This window comes from Streptomyces sp. NBC_01116, from assembly GCF_041435495.1.
Classification (GTDB): domain Bacteria; phylum Actinomycetota; class Actinomycetes; order Streptomycetales; family Streptomycetaceae; genus Streptomyces.
Genome location: NZ_CP108644.1, coordinates 7,752,933 through 7,771,293, shown reverse-complemented (window position 1 = coordinate 7,771,293; position 18,361 = coordinate 7,752,933). Strand labels below are relative to the sequence as shown.

10 protein-coding genes are annotated in these 18,361 nt (G+C 73.3%); 4 read left to right on the top strand and 6 right to left on the bottom strand.

All coding sequences use genetic code 11. The annotated features are described in order from the left end of the window. Nucleotides 1-2: 2 nt before the first annotated feature. Genes OG245_RS34055 through OG245_RS34040 form a run of 4 tightly spaced genes read right to left on the bottom strand, consistent with a single transcriptional unit; the run spans nucleotide 3 to nucleotide 10,949 of the window. Complete coding sequence (locus tag OG245_RS34055) at nucleotides 3-7,433, bottom strand: amino acid adenylation domain-containing protein (RefSeq protein WP_371627185.1); 7,431 nt, start codon at nucleotides 7,431-7,433, stop codon at nucleotides 3-5. Further along, nucleotides 7,430-8,002, bottom strand: a complete 573-nt coding sequence (locus OG245_RS34050) for a DUF6875 domain-containing protein (RefSeq protein ID WP_371627184.1) — start codon at nucleotides 8,000-8,002, stop codon at nucleotides 7,430-7,432. Before OG245_RS34050 ends, OG245_RS34055 begins: the two co-directional genes overlap by 4 nt. Then, nucleotides 7,996-9,273, bottom strand: a complete 1,278-nt coding sequence (locus OG245_RS34045) for an FAD-dependent oxidoreductase (protein ID WP_371627183.1) — start codon at nucleotides 9,271-9,273, stop codon at nucleotides 7,996-7,998. The genes OG245_RS34050 and OG245_RS34045 overlap by 7 nt, the downstream gene beginning before the upstream one ends. Continuing rightward, nucleotides 9,270-10,949: a non-ribosomal peptide synthetase gene (locus OG245_RS34040; protein WP_371628064.1), complete on the bottom strand. Its 1,680-nt coding sequence runs from the start codon at nucleotides 10,947-10,949 to the stop codon at nucleotides 9,270-9,272. The genes OG245_RS34045 and OG245_RS34040 overlap by 4 nt, the downstream gene beginning before the upstream one ends. A 341-nt stretch (nucleotides 10,950-11,290) precedes the next feature. Here OG245_RS34040 and OG245_RS34035 point away from each other — a divergent pair, with 341 nt between their 5' ends. Then, entirely contained in the window at nucleotides 11,291-12,346 is a 1,056-nt protein-coding gene (locus tag OG245_RS34035) for a ParB N-terminal domain-containing protein (protein WP_371627182.1), read from the top strand. Here the strand turns inward: OG245_RS34035 and OG245_RS34030 are convergent. Further along, entirely contained in the window at nucleotides 12,254-13,609 is a 1,356-nt protein-coding gene (locus tag OG245_RS34030) for an MFS transporter (RefSeq protein WP_371627181.1), read from the bottom strand. The two genes, OG245_RS34035 and OG245_RS34030, sit on opposite strands and share 93 nt — an antisense overlap. Next, a complete protein-coding gene (locus tag OG245_RS34025; protein ID WP_371627180.1) occupies nucleotides 13,606-14,760 on the bottom strand; it encodes a sulfatase in 1,155 nt (384 codons plus the stop codon). The genes OG245_RS34030 and OG245_RS34025 overlap by 4 nt, the downstream gene beginning before the upstream one ends. A 172-nt stretch (nucleotides 14,761-14,932) precedes the next feature. On the opposite strand from OG245_RS34025, the gene OG245_RS34020 reads away from it, so the two are divergent. Genes OG245_RS34020 through OG245_RS34010 form a run of 3 tightly spaced genes read left to right on the top strand, consistent with a single transcriptional unit; the run spans nucleotide 14,933 to nucleotide 18,360 of the window. Continuing rightward, nucleotides 14,933-16,597, top strand: coding sequence for a radical SAM protein (locus OG245_RS34020; RefSeq protein WP_371627179.1), 1,665 nt, complete (start codon nucleotides 14,933-14,935; stop codon nucleotides 16,595-16,597). A gap of 3 nt (nucleotides 16,598-16,600) precedes the next feature. Continuing rightward, complete coding sequence (locus OG245_RS34015) at nucleotides 16,601-17,620, top strand: sulfotransferase (protein ID WP_371627178.1); 1,020 nt, start codon at nucleotides 16,601-16,603, stop codon at nucleotides 17,618-17,620. Then, on the top strand, nucleotides 17,617-18,360 hold the full coding sequence (locus tag OG245_RS34010; RefSeq protein WP_371627177.1) for a class I SAM-dependent methyltransferase: 744 nt from the start codon (nucleotides 17,617-17,619) through the stop codon (nucleotides 18,358-18,360). Before OG245_RS34015 ends, OG245_RS34010 begins: the two co-directional genes overlap by 4 nt. The last annotated feature ends 1 nt before the right edge of the window (nucleotide 18,361 follow it).

Here is an 18,361-nt window from a genome sequence, read left to right as displayed (position 1 = left end):
GGTCATCCACTTCCGGTAAGCGCGCCGGCACCGGTGAGGAAGTCCAGGTGCCTGCGCAGCATGCGCTCGTCGGCCGGGGGGAACCCCACCCCCGCCCCGGCCGCGGCGGCCCAGGTGCGGGAGCAGTCGAACCGCGGGTGCGGGCGGGGGCGTTCGGGCAGGGAGAAGGCGAGCGGGGCGAAGGGCCCGGCCGGGTCGGCGAGCATCCGCTCCCGCCATCGGTGGTACGGGACCACCTCGGTCGGGTGACCGGCCGAGGTGAGGGCGGCGGCGAGCGCGGCACGGGTGAGGCCGCCGTCGCCGTGGTAGTGGTGGTCCCGGCCGAGGTGGTTCGGGGCCGGTGAACCGAGGTCGTCCGGGGCGTGCGAACCGAGGTGGTTCGGGGCCTGGGAGAGGGCGACGATCGCGGCGGCCACCGTGTCCACCGGCACCATGTCCAGCACCTCGGCGGTGTCCGGGACGGCGCCGGCGGCGACGCATCCGGTGAGCCAGCGGCTGAACGCGGAGCGCGGGTCGGCGGCTCCGGTGGCGGTGTCGCCGACGATGGCGGCGATGCGGTGGATCGAGACGGGCAGGCCGTGACCGCGGGCGGCGACGGCCATGGCGTCGGCCGCCCATTTGCTGAGGTCGTAGCCGCTGGTGAGGCCGGTCGGGTCGGTGGGGACGTCGGCCTCGGTGACGACGCGTCCGTCGTAGGCGTCACCGAGGAAGACGCCCAGGGTGGAGATCAGGTGCAGCGGGGCGCCGCTGTCGCCGGCCAGGCACAGGATCGCGGCGGTCGCGTCGACGTGGGCGGGTCTGAGCGCATCGTAGGACGCGGCGAAGTGCGGAACGGCGGCGTTGTGGTAGATCGCGTCCACGGTCCTGAGGGTGTCGTGATCCTCCGCGGACAGACCGAGGCCGGGTGCGGACAGGTCGCCCGGGACCGGGACCACGCGGTCGGTGACCGGCAGCCGGTCGATCGAGCCCTGGCGGACGAGGCAGTGGATCCGGGCGTCGGTCCGGGCCAGGAGCTGGTCGAGGAGGTGACGGCCGAGGAAGCCGGTGGCGCCGGTGAGCAGGATCCTGCGCGGGGCGCCGACCGGGGGGACGCCGGGTGCGCGGACGGTGCGGAGCCGCATTCCGGGTGGGGGGACGGCGTCGGCCCGCAACCGGTCGACCGTCGGCAGGCCGGCCGGGGCGCCGTCGTCGATGGCTGCCGCGAACGCCGCCACGGTGGATGCGGTGAACAGGGTGCGCATCGACACCGTGACACCGAGGCCGTCGCGGACGGCGGCGAGGACGTGGGCGGCGATGAGGGAGTGTCCGCCGATGGCGAAGAAGTCCGCGGTGCGGTCGATGTCGGACCGGTCGAGAACGGCGGCCCAGATGGCGGCGACGGCTCGCTCGGTGGCGGTCCGGGGCGGATCCGCCGGAACGGAGTGGGTGGTGGAGGTGGTGGGAGGTTCGGGGAGGGCGGTGGTGTCGACCTTGCCGGAGCTCCGGGTGGGCAGGGCGTCGAGGACGACCACGGTGTCCGGCACGAGATGCGCGGGCAGGCGGTCGGCGCAGAAGGCGCGCAGGCCGGGACCGTCCGGGACGGCGACCCGCGATCCAGGGGTGGCCGCCGGGGCGCCGACGTAGCCGATGAGGCGGTCGCCCCTGGCCACCACCGCGGCCTCCGCGACGGCCGGGTGGGCGGCGAGCACGGCCGCCACCTCCCCCGGCTCCACCCGGTTGCCGCGGATCTTGACCTGGTCGTCGGCCCGGCCGACGAACTCCAGCGTGCCGTGCCGGTTCAGCCTGGCGAGGTCGCCGGTCCGGTACATGCGGGCGCCGGGACGGTCGCCGTACGGGTCGGCGAGGAACGCCCCGGCGGTCGCGGCCGGGTTTCCCCGGTACCCCCGGGCGGGCGCCGTCCCTCCGATGTAGACCTCACCGACCACGCCGACGGGCACCCGGCGCAGAGCCCGGTCGAGGAGGCGGACGCGGACGTTCCGCAACGGGCGGCCGATCGGCAGTCGCGTGGATTGCTCGCGGCCGTCGACGGTGCGATGGCTGGTCGCGCAGACGGTGGCTTCCGTCGGGCCGTAGTGGTTGTGGAGGGGGATGCCGTGCTTCGCCCACGCGCGGACGGCCGCCGCCGGGACGATGTCGCCGCCGACCATCATGAGCTCCAACGGGAGGCGTTTCCCGGCGAGATCGGCCACCCAGCGCTGCCAGAGGGGAGCCGCCGTGTCCACCGCGGAGAGGCGGTGCTCGACGCAGAGATCGAGGAGGTCCGGTCCGGTGAGGCCGCCCGGGTCGGGGTGGATGACCAGGGTGGCTCCGGCCGCGAGGACCGGGAAGATGTCGCCGAACGCGGCGTCGAAGTGCGGGGGCGGGACCATGAGGAGGCGGTGCGCGGCGGTGAGGCCGTGTTCGGCGATGAACGCGGTGGTGAGGTTGAGGAGCGTGTCGTGCTGCACCTCGACGCCCTTGGGTTCGCCGGTGGAACCGGAGGTGTGGACGACGTAGGCGAGCTGGGACGGGTGGACGGGCGTTGGTTCGTGGTGGCCGGTGGCGGGGAGGGCGTCGCGGGTCAGGACGGTCCTCGCACCGGCGGCGGTGATCAGGGCCTGTTGGCGGGAGGGCGGCTGGGCGGGGTCGATGGGAACGAAGCATCCGCCCGCCTTGAGCACACCGAGGATCGCGACGATCGCGTCGGCTCCGGACGGGATGGCGATCGCGACCGGGTCCTCGCTCCGGATGCCGGCCTCGCGCAGATGGTGGGCGACGGCCGAGGATCTGCGGTCCAGGTCGCGGTAGGTGAGAGGGGCGGCGGCCAGGTCGAGGACGGCTGTGGCGTCAGGGGTCCGGGCGGTGTGGGCCGCGATCAGGTCCACGACGGTCGTGGCCGCCTGCCCGGTGGGGACGGCCGGGCCGGTGGACGGCGTGTCCGGTCCGCCGGGGGAGGCCGGCTCGGACCGGACGTCGAGGGCGGTGTGGACGGCGCTGTCGGCCGGGGACAACAGGTCCAGGTGTGACAGGGGAAGACCGGGGTGGCGGACCACGGCCGCCATGACCGCCAGCACCTGGTCGGCGATCCTGCTGATCGTGTCCGCCGCGTACCGGTCGGTGCGGTAGTCGATGAGGGCGGGCCAGTCGCCCTCGCGTTCCCTGATGTGGAGGGTGAGGTCGAAGCGGCTGGTGGCACGGTCGATCGGCAGCGGGGTGGTGGTCAGGCCGGTGAAGGCGACGGGGGCCGTCTCGCGGTTGAGCACCAGCATCGTCCGGAACAGGGGGTGGCCCTCCCTTGAGGTGGGGACCGCGGTGAGGATGTCGGCCAGGGAGATGTCGGCGTGGTCCACCGCGTCGGCCACCACCCCGGTGGCGTCGGCGAGCAGGTCGCGGGGGGTGGCTCGACGGTCCGTACGGAGGCGGAGCGGGAGGGTCGTGACGAACATGCCGATCACGTCGTCCCACCCGGCCGGGCGGGTGCTGACCGGGGCACCGACGACGAGGTCCACGCCGCCGTCCCGGGTGGAGGAGACGATGGCGAGGACGGCGAGGAGACCGGCGAAGGTGGTGGCCCGCTCGCCCCGGCACCAGGTGGCGAAGCGGCGGGCGAGGCCGGCCGGGACGGTGAACCGGTGAGTGGCACCGGGGGCGGGGCCGGGGGTGACACCGTGGGCGGCGCCCGCGCGGCGGGGGTGAGCCGGGCCAGGTCCGGACCCCGGGTGCTGTCCGGACTCGGCGTGCAGTCCGGACTCCGGGTCCGGTGCGGATTCCCTGTGCGGCGGTCCGCCCGGTGTGGGAGCCCCGGCCGTGCCGTACGGGTGGTCCGGCGAGGGGCCGGAGGCAGGCGGGGCGTCACGGAGTGCTTCGGCCCAGTATTCGGTGGTTCGTCGCCGGGGGCCCACGGCGGCCGGCGCGTGGACCGGTGGACCCGGTGCGCCGGTCCTCGTGCCGGGCGCGGTCCTCGGTCCCTGGATGTCCGTGGCACCGGGCAGGGGCGAGGAGGCCGGATCCGCGGTGGTCAGGGTCGTCAGCAGGATCGACATCGATGTGTCGTCGCAGATGATGTGGTGGGCGGTGATCGTCAGGAGGTGCGTCGTGGGGGCGGTTCTGATCAGGTGGGCCCGCACCAACGGGCGCCGGGTCAGATCGAAGGGGTGGTCGGCGTCCCGGGCGGCCAGGCGTTCGGCCTCCGGCCACGGGTCCGTGTGAGCGCTCAGGTCGGTGGTGCGCCAGGCCCTCGCCGGCCACGCGTCCGTCCAGGGCGCCACGCTCAGCCGCGGGGTGTCGTCATGGACGACGATCGCGGACCGCAGGACAGGATGGGCGGCCAGGGTGTGGGCGAACCTGGCCCGCAGGTCCGCCTCGTCGAGCGCACCCTCCAGCCGGACCGCGGCGTGCACGACGTAGGCGCCGTCGTCCTGGCCGGCCTGGTGGATGATCCACAGCCCGTGCTGCGGGCCGGACAGCGCTCCTGGTGGAGCGGGCACCGCCCCGGGGTCGTCCTGGTCGTCCGGAGTACCGGGATCGCCCGGGCCCGCATGGTCAGGAGTACGGGGATCGCCCCGGCCCGCGTCGACCGCGGCGGCCAGGGCGGCGACGGTGGGATGGGCGAACAGGGTTCTGATCGTCACCTCCACGCCGGCCGACGCCCCGATCCTGGCGACGGCCTTCACCGCCGCCAGGGAGTGTCCGCCGGACAGGAAGAAGTCGTCGTCGCGGTCGACCGGGCGGCCCAGCAGACCCGCGAAGACCTCCGCGACAGTGGTCTCCAGCCCCGGACGGGGAGCAGCGGCGGCGGCATCCACCACCGGTGGAGGCAGCGCGCGTACGTTCAGCTTTCCGGAGCCGGTCAACGGGAACGCGTCCACGGACACCATCACCGACGGCACCAGGTAGGCGGGGAGGACACGGCTCAGCCGCTCCCGCACCCCCGGCCAGCGGGCCCGCCCGGCGGCCGGGATCACGTAGGCCACCAAGCGGTCACCGTCACCGGTCACGCGGGCGTCGGCGACCTCCGGGTCCGCCCGCAGCGCCGCCTCCACCTCGGCCGGTTCCACCCGGTGGCCGCGCACCTTGAGCTGCGCGTCGACCCGTCCGACGAACTCCACGACACCGCCCGGGCGGCGCCGCGCCAGGTCGCCCGTCGCGTACATGCGCGCGCCGGGGACCGGTGAGAACGGGTCGGCGACGAACCTGGTCGCCGACCGGCCGGGCGCGCCGGGATAGCCGCGCGCCAGTGGGAAACCACCCAGGTAGACCTCGCCGACCACGTCGTCGTCGACCGGTCGCAGGCCCGCGTTCAGCAGGTGCACGGCCACGCCGTCGAGCGGGTCGCCGATGCCGAACCGGCCGCCTCGGCGCACCCGTTCGGCGGTCGACCAGATCGTCGTCTCGGTCGGGCCGTACGCGTTCCACAGCTCGGCCCCGCCCAGCGACCCGGCCAGCTCCGGCGTCAGCACCTCCCCGATCGACACCCGGACCCGCACGCACTCCGGCACGCCCCCGGCCGCCGCCAGCACCGCCCACACCGAGGGAGTGACCTGGACGACCGTGACCGCCTCGGCGCGCAGGCGCCGCGCCAGCGCGGGACCGTCCACCACGATCTCCGGGGGCACGGGTGCCACCCGGGCGCCCACCGTCAGCGGCGCCACCAGCTCCCACACCGAGATGTCGAACGCCGGGGAGGTCAGGGCCGCCACCACGTCCCCGGCGGCCAGCCCCACCAACGCCGTCGACCGGGCCAGCATCCCGGCCACCGCGCGGTGCGGCACGCCCACCGCCTTCGGGCGGCCGGTCGACCCGGACGTGTGGAACACGTACGCCAGTGACTCGGGGGCGATCGCGGGATCGACCCGCTCGAACTCCTCCGGCAGCTCCGGGATCCCGGTCAGCACGATGCGGGCGGCCCCGGTGACGGCCCGGCGCCTCGGCTCGGGCCACAGCGGCTCCACCGGCACGTACACCGCGCCCGCCCGCCAGATTCCGAGGATGGCCACCACCAGGTCCGGGCCACGCGGCAGGTCCACCGCGACCCACGCCTCCGGCCCGGCGCCCTCCGCCCGCAGCACCGAGGCCAGAGCAGCCGAACGGCGCTCCAGCTCGGCGTAGGACAGCTCCCCCACCGCGAGGCGGTCCGCACCGAACCGGATCATCTCCAGCACGGTCGACGGCGCCGGGGCACCGGCAGGACCGGCGACCGGCCCGGCCACCACCGAAGTCCCTGCCGTCAGCGCCGACAACCGGCGGTCGGGGTCGGCGCACGCACGGTCCAGCAAGGCCAGCAGCCGCGCGGCGACACCGTCGACCGTCGCCCCGTCGAACAGGTCCGTGTCGTGCTCGGTGACCACGGCCATCTCCGCGCCGCCGGACTCCACCATCACGGTGAGGTCGACGTCGGCCGTGCCCGTGTCCGGCAGCATCCGGTCGGCCCGTACTCCGGGGAGCGCCACCTCGGGTGGGTCCTGCATCACGAGGTGCGCCTGGCACAGCGGCGCGTGGCTCGGGTCGCGGGAGGCGCCGACCGCCTCGACGATCCGGTCGAACGGGACCGCCGCGCCGCCGAGTCCCGCCGCGACCGCGCGTCGGGCCCTGGCCACCAGCTCGCGGAACGTCGGATCGCCGCCGATCCCCACCCGCAGCGGCACCGGGTTCACGAACATCCCGACGACACCGGCGTACTCCGGCCCCGGCCGCCCGGACACCAGGGTGGCGACCACCACGTCGTCCTGACCCGCCGTCGTGCCCAACGTGGCGGCGTACGCGGCCTGCAGCACGACGAACGGGGTGGCGCGCGTGGCGCGGGCGAGCGCGTCGATCCGCGCGGTGAGCCCCTCGGGGACGGTGTGGCGGCGCAGTTCTCCCCGGAAGGCGCGCATCCGGGGGCGGGGCCGGTCGGTGGGCAGGGTGAGCAGGTCCGGCACACCGTCCAGATCGGACGCCCGGCGGGACGGGTCGTGGTCGATGACGCCCGGCGGCGCTCCGGGACCCGGCAGCGGCCTGGCCGGGTCGGCGTACAGGATGCTGATCTCCTCGCACAGCACCGACAGCGACCTGCCGTCGACGACCGCGTGATGCGTATTGATCACCAGGATGTGGTCGGTCGGCGTGATCCGGCCCAGACGGATCCGGAACAGCGGCCCGGTGCGCAGGTCGAACGGCTCCCGTGCGGCCCGCACGGCGAACGCCTCGGCGTCCGCGGCGGGCACCGTCAGCACCACGACATCCGCGGCGCCCACCGGCCCCACCCGTCCGGCCGGCTCTCCGTCGACCTCGTCGAACGTGGTGCGCAGCGCCGGGTGGCGGGCCACCACCAGATCCGCCGCACGCCGGAGCGCGTCCACCGACACGGGGCCGGCGAGCCGGAACACCGCCGGGTTGTTGTGCAGGGGTGCGCCATCGGCGAACGCCTCAAGGAACCACAGCCGTCGGGCCCCGGGCGGGAGCGGAGCCGTCATCGGTTGGCACCCCGGTCCCCGAACCGGCGCCGGTAGGCAGCCAGATGCTCCGGGTCCGCCCGCAGGAACGGCGCGTCGGCGGCCACCATGTGCCGCACCGCCAGCAACGGCAGCGGGCTGCGCATCGGCCGGAAGTCCGCGTTCCACAGGCCGGGCGCGGACGGCGGCCCCGGGTGGAACTCACCGATCATCAGGCCGCGTTCCACGAATCCGTGCTTCAACTCCCGCTGTGCGCGGTCGATCTCCCCGGGCGTGGCGTCCGGCAGCACCACCAGGACCGTCCGGTATCTGGCCCCCGGCCCCTCACGCGGCGGCAGGTCGGGGAACCAGTCGCGGTAGGCGGTCAGTACGGCCCACAGGTCCGGCCGTCCGGGGTGTACGGCGAGGAAGAGCCCGCCCCGTTCCAGCGAGACGGCCGTGTACGGGCAGACGTCGCCGCCCCTCCCCAGCTCGGGGTGGGGTCGGCACAGGTAGGACCGCGCCCACGCCAGCACCACAGCGGCGGCGGCCGGCAGGTCCGGGTGATCCGGCTCGAACAGCGTGACGTCGCCCGCCGGGTGCCTCAGCATCGCCCGCTCCGCTTCCGCCGCGCCGCGGCGAGCAACGTGAGCCCACCGAGCCCGCCGAGTCCGGCGAGTCCGCCGAGGAGGCGGTCCTGGCGGCGGGCCCGGGCGAGCGCGTCGCCGTACGGGAGGCTGCTGTGGCTGACCATCGCGTACAGCGTCCGCCACCCCGGTATCAGACGGGCGAGCACGAAGTCGATCCGCTTGCGGGCCAGGAACACCGGTGACCGCACCCGGTCGCGCAGCTCCACGAAGTTGCGCGCGGACAACTCGGCGAGCACGTCGGTGTGCGGACGGCGGCGGGCCTCGAACGCGGCGAGCGCGTCGCCCGGGGCGTGCTCGGCGAGACACGCGTCGAGCACCGCGCAGTCCTCGAACGCGGCGTTCATCCCCTGGCCGTAGAACGGGAACACGGCGTGCGCGGCGTCGCCGACGAGGACGACACGGTCGTGCTGCCACGGCGCGGTACGCACCGACACCAGGCTGCCCGGTTCGTGCGCGAGGAACTGCGTGACCAGGTCCGGCACCAGGTCGGCCAGGTCGCCGAACTCCTCGGCCAGGAACGCCCCGGCCCGCGCCGGGTCGCGCAGCCCGGAGAACCCGGTGGCGCCGTCGAACGGCAGGAACACCGTGCCGGTCAGCGAGCCGTCCGGGTTGGGGTGCGCCACCACCAGGCCCCGCCGGCTCGGCCACACGTGCAACGCCTCCGGTCGGTCGACGGCCGGGATGGTGAACTCCCGGTAGCCCCAGTCCAGGTGCGTCAGGTGGAACTCGGCGCGCACCCGGCGGTGCAGATGCGTACGCACGGTCGAGTACGCGCCGTCCGCGCCCACCACGAGATCCGCCCGGAACGTCCGGTCCGGGGTCCGCACCTCGGTACCGGCCAGGCCGGTGACGCGCTGCCCGAACCACAGCCGCACCCGGGGAGCCGATGCGGCGGCGTCGAGCAGGGCGATGTTGAGGTCGTGGCGGCGGACCGCGTGCAGCACCTCGGTGTCGTCCGCGCCGTAGGGCTGGTGGGTGACCCGGCCGCCGACGTGGACGGTCCGCCCGCGCATGGGAACCGCTTCGGCCAGGGCCTCCTCCAGGAGGCCGATGTCGCGCAACGCCGCCCGCCCGCGTTCGGACAGCCCGACACTGATCGACGCGGCTTCCGGGCCGCTCCTGCCGCGCGGGTCGCCGCGCCGCTCCACCACGTCCACCCGGTGGCCGCGGCGGGCCAGCCGGATCGCCAGCATGGTGCCGGCCATGCCCGCCCCGACGATGACGACGTTCATGTCCGGCCCCGGGCCGAGTCGACCGGGTCCGGCGCGTCGGCCGGGTCCGTCGGGCCGTTCGTGGACAGGGCTTCGGCGAGATCGGCGGGTGTGGAGGCGTCGAACACGCCGGCCACGGACGCGTCCACGGCCAGTTCGACCCGGATCCGGCTGACCAGCGCGGTGGCCGTGAGCGAGGTACCGCCGAGAGCGAAGAAGTCGTCGTCCGGCGCGACCGCGTCCACCGACAGCACCTCGGCGAACAACCGGGCCAGGTCATCGACGAGCGCGCCCGACGCCCGCGGCGCGGGGGCGGCGAACGCGGCCCGGTCCAGCTTCCCGTTGGGGGTGGACGGGAAGTGCCCGACCACCTCGATCAGGTCCGGGACGAGGTGGGCCGGCAGCCGCTCGGCGAGGTGCGCGCGCAGGTCCGGCACGCTCACCCCGCGCGGCAGCACGTAGCCCACCAGGTAGGCGCCGAGCGGACCGGAACGGGCGACGACCGCCGCCCGCGCCACCGCCGGGTGAGCGCCGAGCACGGCCTCCACCTCGGCCGGTTCGACCCGGTGGCCGCGGATCTTCACCTGGTCGTCGGCCCGGCCGAGGAACAGCAGTTCACCGCCCGGCAGCACGCGGACCAGGTCACCGGTGCGGAACATGCGCGACCCGGGCGGACCCCACGGGTCGGCGACGAACCGCTCCGCGGTCGGCCCGGGACGGCCCAGATAGCCGCGCGCGACCCCGGCGCCGCCGATGTACAGCTCGCCCTCGGCGGCCGGGGCGCACGTCTCGTCCAGCACCCGTAGGCCGGTGCCGGGGATCGCCGTCCCGATCGGCACCACCGGGCCGTCGGCGAGCGGCGCGCTCATGGTGGCGCACGCGGTCGTCTCGGTCGGGCCGTAGGCGTTGATCATCCGGCGGCCGGCGGACCACCGGGCGACGAGGTCCGGGCCCAGCGCCTCCCCCGCGACGATCAGGCAGGCGACCGAGGGCAGCGCCAGGTCCGGCTGGGCGGCGAGTGCGCTCGGTGGCATGCACACATGGGTGACGCCGTGCTCGGCGATGAACCGGGCGAACGGTTCGCCGGGCGGAAGGCCCTCGGGCGGCGCGAGAACGAGCGTGGCCCCGGTGAGCAGCGCCATGCACAGGTCGGCGACGGCCACGTCGAAGCCGACCGACGCGTACTGCAGCACCCGGGCGCCCGGTCGGACGTCGAAGCGTTCCCGTTGCGCCGCGACGAGATGAACGATCCCCGCATGGGGAACGACCACGCCCTTGGGCTTTCCGGTCGAGCCGGAGGTGTGGATGACGTAGGCGGCGCACGCCGGATCGGGTTCCGCCACCGGGGCGGGGGACGCCGTCGCGGCCTCCAGCGCCCGCAGCTCCCCCGCTGTCAGCACCAGGGCGGGGCAGGCGTCGGCGAGCACGGCGGCCACCCGGTCCCGCGGTTGGGCGGAGTCGACCGGCAGGTACGCGGCTCCGGCGGCGAGGACGGCGACGACGGCCACCACCATGTCCGCTCCGCGCGGGATCGCGACGGCCACGAGGTCGTCCGGCCCGATCCCGCGGTCCCGCAGCACTCCCGCCACCGCACGAGCGCGGGCGTCGAGTTCACCGTAGGAGAGCGTGCCGTCGGCGGCGACCACCGCGACCGCCTCCGGGGCCCGGGCGACCTGGCTCCGGAACATCCCCACCATCGTCCCGGCCGGAAAGGAATTCACCGTATCTATTCGCGCGTCCACTGCCGTTTCACACTCCGTGACCCACGGAAATCCATTGGAGGAACAAGGGAACTCTGTCTCATCCATCAGATCGATGTCAACGAGGGTGACGAGGTACTTACTCGGACGCTCACCCGATGCGCCGACCACCGGGCAATCATGAGAACTTACTAAGGGAAACTTTGTCTCGCCGGTCTGTTCGGTGCCATAACCTGGCCAGTATCTTGTAGCCGCTTCCCGAGATCTGATCGGTTACGCGCCGCCGAGCGCGACCACGTCGCGCCCGGAAATGGGTTGGCCCATCTGGAGGAGTTCGGATGAGCGGGACATCGCCGGGTACGCGACCGGGGGACACGCCACCGACGACGTTCGCGCCGGTCGACCAGCCGACCGACACATGTCTCGTGCCGGTCGACCAGTTGACCGAAACGTGTCTCGTGCGGGTCGCCGGCTCCTGTCCCGACCACGTCAGCACGCTCGCGCAGTGCCCGGACGCCCTCCCGCCGATCCTCGTGCACCGGCCGACCATGCGGGTGGTCGACGGCGAGCACCGCCTGCGTGCGGCCAGGCTGCGCGGGGACGCCACCATCGGTGCGCGGTTCGTCGACGGCACCGAGGAGGACGCGTTCGTCCTGGCCGTGAGCGCCAACGTGGGCCAGGGGTTGCCGCTGACGCTGGCCGACCGCACCGCGGCCGCCTCCCGGATCCTCTCGTCGCATCCGCACTTCTCGGACCGCCTGATCGCGGCGACGGCCGGATTGTCCACCAAGACGGTGGCCGCGATCCGGCAGCGTACAACCGGGGAAACGACTCAGTTGCACACCCGCCTCGGCCGCGACGGGAAAGTGCGGCCACTCGACGCCTCGCACGGACGCATGACGGCGAGTCGGGCGATCTCGAACAATCCAGATCTTTCGTTGCGGGCGGTCGCCCGCATCGCCGGAATATCGGTCGGCACCGCCCGGGATGTCCGGGAAAGAATGCGCCGCGGCGAGAATCCCATTCCATCGCGGCATCGCCTTTCCGCCGAGCACCGCACGGAAAGCGAGCTACCGGAAAACAGCACACCGGGAAACGACGCACCGGGCGACGGCGTCGGCGGTGACCACGGTGCCAACGGCACGTCTCGCGCCGAACGGGAGCGGTTCCTGCTGTCGCTGCGCACCGATCCGTCGTTGCGGTTCTCCGAGATCGGCCGCGCGCTCCTGCGGCTGCTCGACGCCAACACCCTCGACGCCGCGCAGTGGGACCGCCTCGCCGCCGCCGTCCCCGAGCGCTGGTCACCGGTGGTCGCGGACCTCGCCAGGGACTGCGCGGCCGACTGGTCGGCCCTCGCCTGCCGGGTCCGCGACCAGGTCCGCGCCGGCGCGTGAGTCGGGCGCGCACGCCACGGCGATCGCCGCCACCGTCTGGACCACCGCGAAGAGCGCGACCACCGGAAGCAGCGACGACGAGCCGCCGGTGACCGCGACCGCGACGAGCGGCCAGAAGCTGGAGATGGTGACGCCCACCTGGTAGGTCACGGCGATGGCGGAGAACCGCACCATGGTCGGGAACAGGTCCACCAGGAACGCCGCCAGCCCACCGTAGATCGCGCCGTGTGCGATGGTCAGCGCGGGGACGAGCACCAGGGCGATCAGCGTCGGATCGCCCGAGGACAGCCAGGCGCCCGCCGGGACCATCGCCGCCACCGCGACCACGTAGCCGAAGATCATGACCTTCCGGCGGCCGAACCGGTCGGACAGCGCGCCGAACACGGGCAGTGTCACGCACTCCCCCAGGGCCGCGATCATCAGCCCGGTCAGCACGGCCGACCGCACCTCGGGGCCCGCCTTCGCCGCGTGCGCCACCAGGAACACGGTGAACATCGCGATCACCGACCCGGTGCCGAGCGAGGCGAGAATGCCGATCACCACGCGGCGCGGCCACTGCCGCAGCACCATGATCACCGGCACCCGGGCGGCGCGGTTCTCCGCCCGGCCGCGCACGAACTCCGGTGTCTCCTCGATCCCCAGCCGGACCCAGATGCCGATGCCGACCAGGACGACCGACCCCAGGAACGGCAGCCGCCACCCCCAGGTCAGGAAGTCCTCCTCGGGCAGCCCGGAGATCAGCACGAAGGTCAGGTTGCTGCCGAACAACGCCAGCGCGAAGCCCATCGCCGGCCAGCTGCTGAAGAAGCCCCTGCGTGTGGGCGGGCCGTGTTCGGTGCTGAGCAGCACCGCGCTCCCCCATTCGCCGCCGATGCCGATGCCCTGGGCGACGCGCAACGTCACCAGCAGGACCGGCGCGAGCACACCCGCCGTGTCGTAGGTGGGCAGCAGGCCGACGCCGAACGTGGCGATGCCCATGACGAGCAGCGTCCACACCATCATCGACTTGCGGCCCACCCGGTCGCCGAAGTGGCCGAACAGCAGGCCGCCCAGCGGGCGCGCGACGAACCCGGCCGCGTAGGTGGCGAACGACGCGAGCACACCGCCGGCGGCCGACGACCCCGGGAAGAACAGCGGGCCGAACACCAGCGCGGACGCCGTCGCGTACAGGTAGAAGTCGTACCACTCGATGGCGGTGCCGATCGTGCTCGCGATCAGCACCCGCCGGACCGAGCGGGGCTCCGAGGTCCCCCCTGGCTTCACGCGTCCTCGTCGGACACGAGGACCCGCCCGCCGAGCTCGTGGGGATCGGCGGCGAGGTCGTAGGCCCACACCTGGCGCCCGTCCGCCTCCCAGATCACCTTCCGCCCGTCCGCCCGCACCGCGTGCAGCGCCTTCAGGTCCGGGTACTCGTCCGAGGCGGCGGCCCGCTCCTGCGGGAAGTAGGTCTCCGCGTACGCCTCGCGGGACGCCCCGGTACCGTCCGCGAAGAACTCGGTCAGCGAGGCGCCGTCCGACGGCAGCGGGTCCAGCCCGAGATGGTCGAGCACCGTCGGCATGATGTCGACGAGCCGCACCTGGCTGTCCACGCTCGTCCCCACCGGCACCCCGGGCCCGCTGATGACCAGCGGCACATGCTGGGTCGCGTCGAACAGCAGGCAGCCGTGGCCCTCCTCGTACGGGTGGCCGAGGTCGCCGGCGTGGTCGTTGGGGTACCACCCGGCCAGGTCCTCGCCGTGATCGGAGAAGCACACCACCAGCGTCGACTCGATGTCGTGGCCCATCCCGGCGATGCGGCGCAGCAGGAGCTGGACGTAGTGGTCGGTGTAGGCGATCTCGCCTTCGTACGGGTTCGCCACCTCGACGCCGACGTCCTCCGGCGGCTCGTACGGCCAGTGCGCGTCGAAGAAGTGCGCGAACAGGAAGAACGGACGGTCGCCGTCCAGCGACCGGAGCCAGTGGGTGGCGCGTTCGACCACCAGCGGCGCGCGCTTGAGCGCCAGCCCGCGCAGCTTCACGTCGCCGACCGACAGCGGGTCCCGGCCGTCCGGCAGCAGCGGGATCTCGTCGTCGTAGAGGTCGAAGCCGCGGTCCATCCCGTACCACTGGTTCAGGCCGGGGCAGGACACCACCGCGCCGGTCGCGTACCCGGCCGCCGAGAGGCGCTCCGCCAGCGTCGGCACCCGCTGGTCCAGTGCTTCGCGGAACAGGTGCCTGACCCCGTGGCGGGGCGGCTGGAGCCCGGTGAACACCGTGGCGTGGCTGACCGGTGTCAGGGGGCACGACGAGATCGCCTGCGTGAAGCTGACCCCGCTCGCGCGCAGTCGCTCGATGCCCGGGTACTTCCCCGAATAGGCCACGTCGGCGCGCACGGTGTCCAGGGAGATGAACAGGATGTTCGGCTGTGTGGTCACCGGGATTCCTCGGCATTCCTCTGTCGACGCCAGCGGCCCCGAAGGCTAGCAACGGGCTTCCCGCGTACGACAACGACGAACTGCGCGGCCTGAACACCGGTGCTGAACAGCGCGCCCCGCTCCTACAGTTACGCGGCGGAGCCTCCACGACGTGAAGCGAGGGAGCATTCACATGGCGCGCAAGTTGTCCCTGGCCCTGGAGCTGTATGCCGACGCGAACGGCACCGTCGACCAGCGCTACATCGAGCAGATGCGCAACCAGGACGCCGAACCCGTGCCGGTCGATCCCGTGCTGCCGAGGTTCACCCTCGTCGTCGGGCCCTCGCCGTTCACTATGCCGCGCGGCTGGGAGTTCTTCCTCACCTCGCCCTACGAGGGCGCGACGTACATCTCGACCGTGCTCCACAACGCCGGCTATCCGGTGCGCATCGTCGACGTCCGCTTCACCCCGAACCCGCTGCAGGCGGCGTACGAGCAGATCATCGAAGGCACCGACGTGCTCGGCGTGTGCACGTTCGAGGACAACTTCCCGTTCTGCCGCGCCCTGATGGCGATGGTCCGCGCCTCGCACCCGGACATACCGATCATCTGCGGCGGCTCGCTGGTCACGTCCGTTCCGTCGATCTTCATGTCGGACACCGACTGCGACATCGCGGTGATCAGCGAGGGCGAGATCACCATCCTGGAGCTGATGGAGAGTTACACCCGCGGCTCGTGGCAGCGGGACCTCCCGACCGTCAAGGGCATCTGCTACCGGGACGAGAAGGGGAACGCGCGCCGCACGGCGGCGCGCGGCCAGATGATGGATCTCGACGCGCTGCCCAGGATGCGGCTCGACCTGTGGCCCCAGTCGCGGTCGCCGCTCGGCATGCAGCCGCAGGTGATCGCGTCCTACAGCCGCGGCTGCAAGATGGACTGCTCGTTCTGCTACCGCACCACCCCGCAGGTGCGGGCGAAGTCGCCGGAGAAGATGGACCGCGACCTCGACTGGCTGAAGACCCAGTACGGCGTGGAGTTCTGCTTCTTCGTCGACCTCACGTTCAGCTCGCACCGCGGCCAGACCATCGAGATGTGCGACGTGATCTCCCAGCACGATCTGCGGTGGACCTGTCTCACCCGGTGCGCCGACATGGACGTGCCGCGCATCGACGCGATGCGGGAGGCGGGTGCGGACATCATCCTGTACGGCGTCGAGTCGCTCGGCCGCGAGGTGTTGCGCGAGGCCCGCAAGGGCAGCAGCGAGAACCTGACCGTCCGCGCGATGCGCACCACGTTCGAGGGCGGCGTGCGGTTCGGCTCGCTGCTCATCGTCGGTCTGCCGAACGAGACCGAGGAGTCCCTCTCGGACATGGTGCGGTTCGCCGAGCAGTACAACCACGTGACCCGGGTGAAGTACCTGTCGGCCATGCCCGGCACGACGGTGTACCAGGACGCGGTGCGGAACAAGGTGATTCGCACCGAGATCGACCACCTGAACTGGCTGTCGGTCGAACAGGCGCTGCACGAGGACGAGTTCCTGAATGTGAGCGGACTGCCCGAGCAGGTCTGCCGGGACGCGTACAAGCGGGTGTACGACGCCTACCAGCCCGGCCCGGTGATGGACTTCCGGCACTGGCCGGAGCACTTCCAGTACTTCCACCCGCAGCCGGCCGACGGCACCGAGCGGTCGACGTCGTACGCCGGGACCGGCTGGCGTGCGGAGTGGAGCTCCGCCGCCGCGCCCCTGGTTCCCGGTTCCGAGCAGTACACCTTGGACAAGGTGGCCGACCCGGAGGTGGCCGCGGTCGGGAGCACGCTGATGGACTGCGGCGCGAAGAAGCTCGCGGTGGGGGGCTGACGGGTGTCCCGCCAGGACGGCCCGATCCTGATCATCGGGACCGAACGCTCCGGGTCGAACCTGCTGCGGCTGGTGCTCGACGCGCACGCGCGGATCGCGGTCCCGCACCCGCCGCACTTCATGCGGTACCTGTCCGGCATCCCGTACGACGGTGACGTCGACGCGATGGTGGGCGACGCGATGCGGTTGCTGCGCGACCACATCCACCCGTGGCCGCACGTGATCGACCGGGCCGCGGTGACCCGGGCGGCCGGCCCGTCGCTGTTCGGGGTGGTGTCGGCGATCTACGACCAGTACCGCGTCGCGGAGGGCGCGGCCCGGTGGGGGTGCAAGAGCACGTTCATGGTCGAGCACGTCGACGAGGTGCTCGACCAACTCCCCGACGCGCGGTTCCTGTGGCTGGTGCGCGATCCCCGCGATGTGGTCGCGTCGGCGAAGCGGGCCGTGTTCGGCCACTGCCACCCGTACCGCATGGCGCTGCGGTGGGCGGCCGAACAGGAGCTGGCCCGCGCGGCCCTGGAGCGGTGGGGGCCGTCGGTGGTGCACCTGGTGCGGTACGAGGACCTGGTGTCCGCGCCCGAACGGGAGATCCGGGCGATCTGCGACTTCGTCGGTGAGGCGTTCGAGCCGGCGATGCTGGCGCACCATCTCAGCGGCAACGCCCGGGTGACCGCGTCGCTGTCGGCGTCCTGGCGCACGGCGGGCGACCCGATCACCACGGCCCGGATCGGCGCCCACCGGCGGGGCCTGTCCGACCGGGAGCGGCGGCAGGTGGAGAGCGTGACCGCGCGGGCGATGGAGACGCTTCGCTACCCGTTCGACCGGGCCTCGCTGGACGAACCGGCTCCCGGCCCGCTCGGCGTCGCGCTGCGCGGGTTCGCGCTGCGGCTCGCGGTGGAGGCGCGATCGCTGCGCACGGACCGCAACCACTTCCGGCGGTGGCGGCGCGACGCCACCGTCCACCGACTGCGCCGCCGCGCGAAGCAGCGCCGCGCCCCGGTTCCGGCAGGAGAGAGCAGATGAACGAAACGGCACACGTCCGCACGCACTTCGCCGACCGTGCGGGCACCTACGACCGGTCCAGTTCGTGGTGCACCGACGGCGCGCTCGGCGAGCTGATGCTGTCCGCGGCCGCGCCCCGGCCGGGCGACGCGATCCTCGACGTGGCCTGCGGCACCGGACTGGTGTCGAGGCTGTTCGCCGGACGGGGGCGGCGGCTCGTCGGCGTGGACATCACGCCGGAGATGGCCGTGCGGGCGCGCGACGTACTGGACGAGCTGGTGATCGCCCCGGCGGAGGAACTGCCGTTCGGTGACGGCACGTTCGACGTCGTGGTGTGCCGTCAGGGGCTCCAGTTCATGACGCTGCCGGACGCGGTGCGGGAGATGGTGCGGGTGACCCGGCCGGGCGGCCGGATCGTACTGGCCCACCTGTGCGCCTACGGGGCCGACGACCTCGACGAGTACGTCGAGATCCTGCGGCTGCGCAATCCGGCCCGGCGGCACTTCTTCCGGCCCGGCGATGTCGAGACCCTGCTCGTCGGCGCGGGGTGCGACCCGGTGCGGTCGGAGCGGTACGTGTCGGTGGAGGACGTGGACGTGTGGTCGGACAACGGCGCGATCGGCGAGGACGCCCGGGAGGCCATCCGGGACCGCTACACAAGGGCCTCACCCGCCTTCCGCGCACGGCACGCGGTGGCCGGGACGGACGGGCGGCTCACCGACCGGATGCTGTTCGTCGTCGCCTCGGGAACGAGGGTCTGAC

What these genes read in the sequence shown, in the direction of transcription:
- OG245_RS34040 (WP_371628064.1), bottom strand. Translation starts at nt 10,949, where the DNA reads ATGGTGGGGATGTTCCGGAGCCAGGTCGCCCGGGCCCCGGAGGCGGTC.
- OG245_RS34010 (WP_371627177.1), top strand. Translation starts at nt 17,617, where the DNA reads ATGAACGAAACGGCACACGTCCGCACGCACTTCGCCGACCGTGCGGGC.
- OG245_RS34045 (WP_371627183.1), bottom strand. Translation starts at nt 9,273, where the DNA reads ATGAACGTCGTCATCGTCGGGGCGGGCATGGCCGGCACCATGCTGGCG.
- OG245_RS34055 (WP_371627185.1), bottom strand. Translation starts at nt 7,433, where the DNA reads ATGACGGCTCCGCTCCCGCCCGGGGCCCGACGGCTGTGGTTCCTTGAG.
- OG245_RS34050 (WP_371627184.1), bottom strand. Translation starts at nt 8,002, where the DNA reads ATGCTGAGGCACCCGGCGGGCGACGTCACGCTGTTCGAGCCGGATCAC.
- OG245_RS34035 (WP_371627182.1), top strand. Translation starts at nt 11,291, where the DNA reads ATGAGCGGGACATCGCCGGGTACGCGACCGGGGGACACGCCACCGACG.
- OG245_RS34020 (WP_371627179.1), top strand. Translation starts at nt 14,933, where the DNA reads ATGGCGCGCAAGTTGTCCCTGGCCCTGGAGCTGTATGCCGACGCGAAC.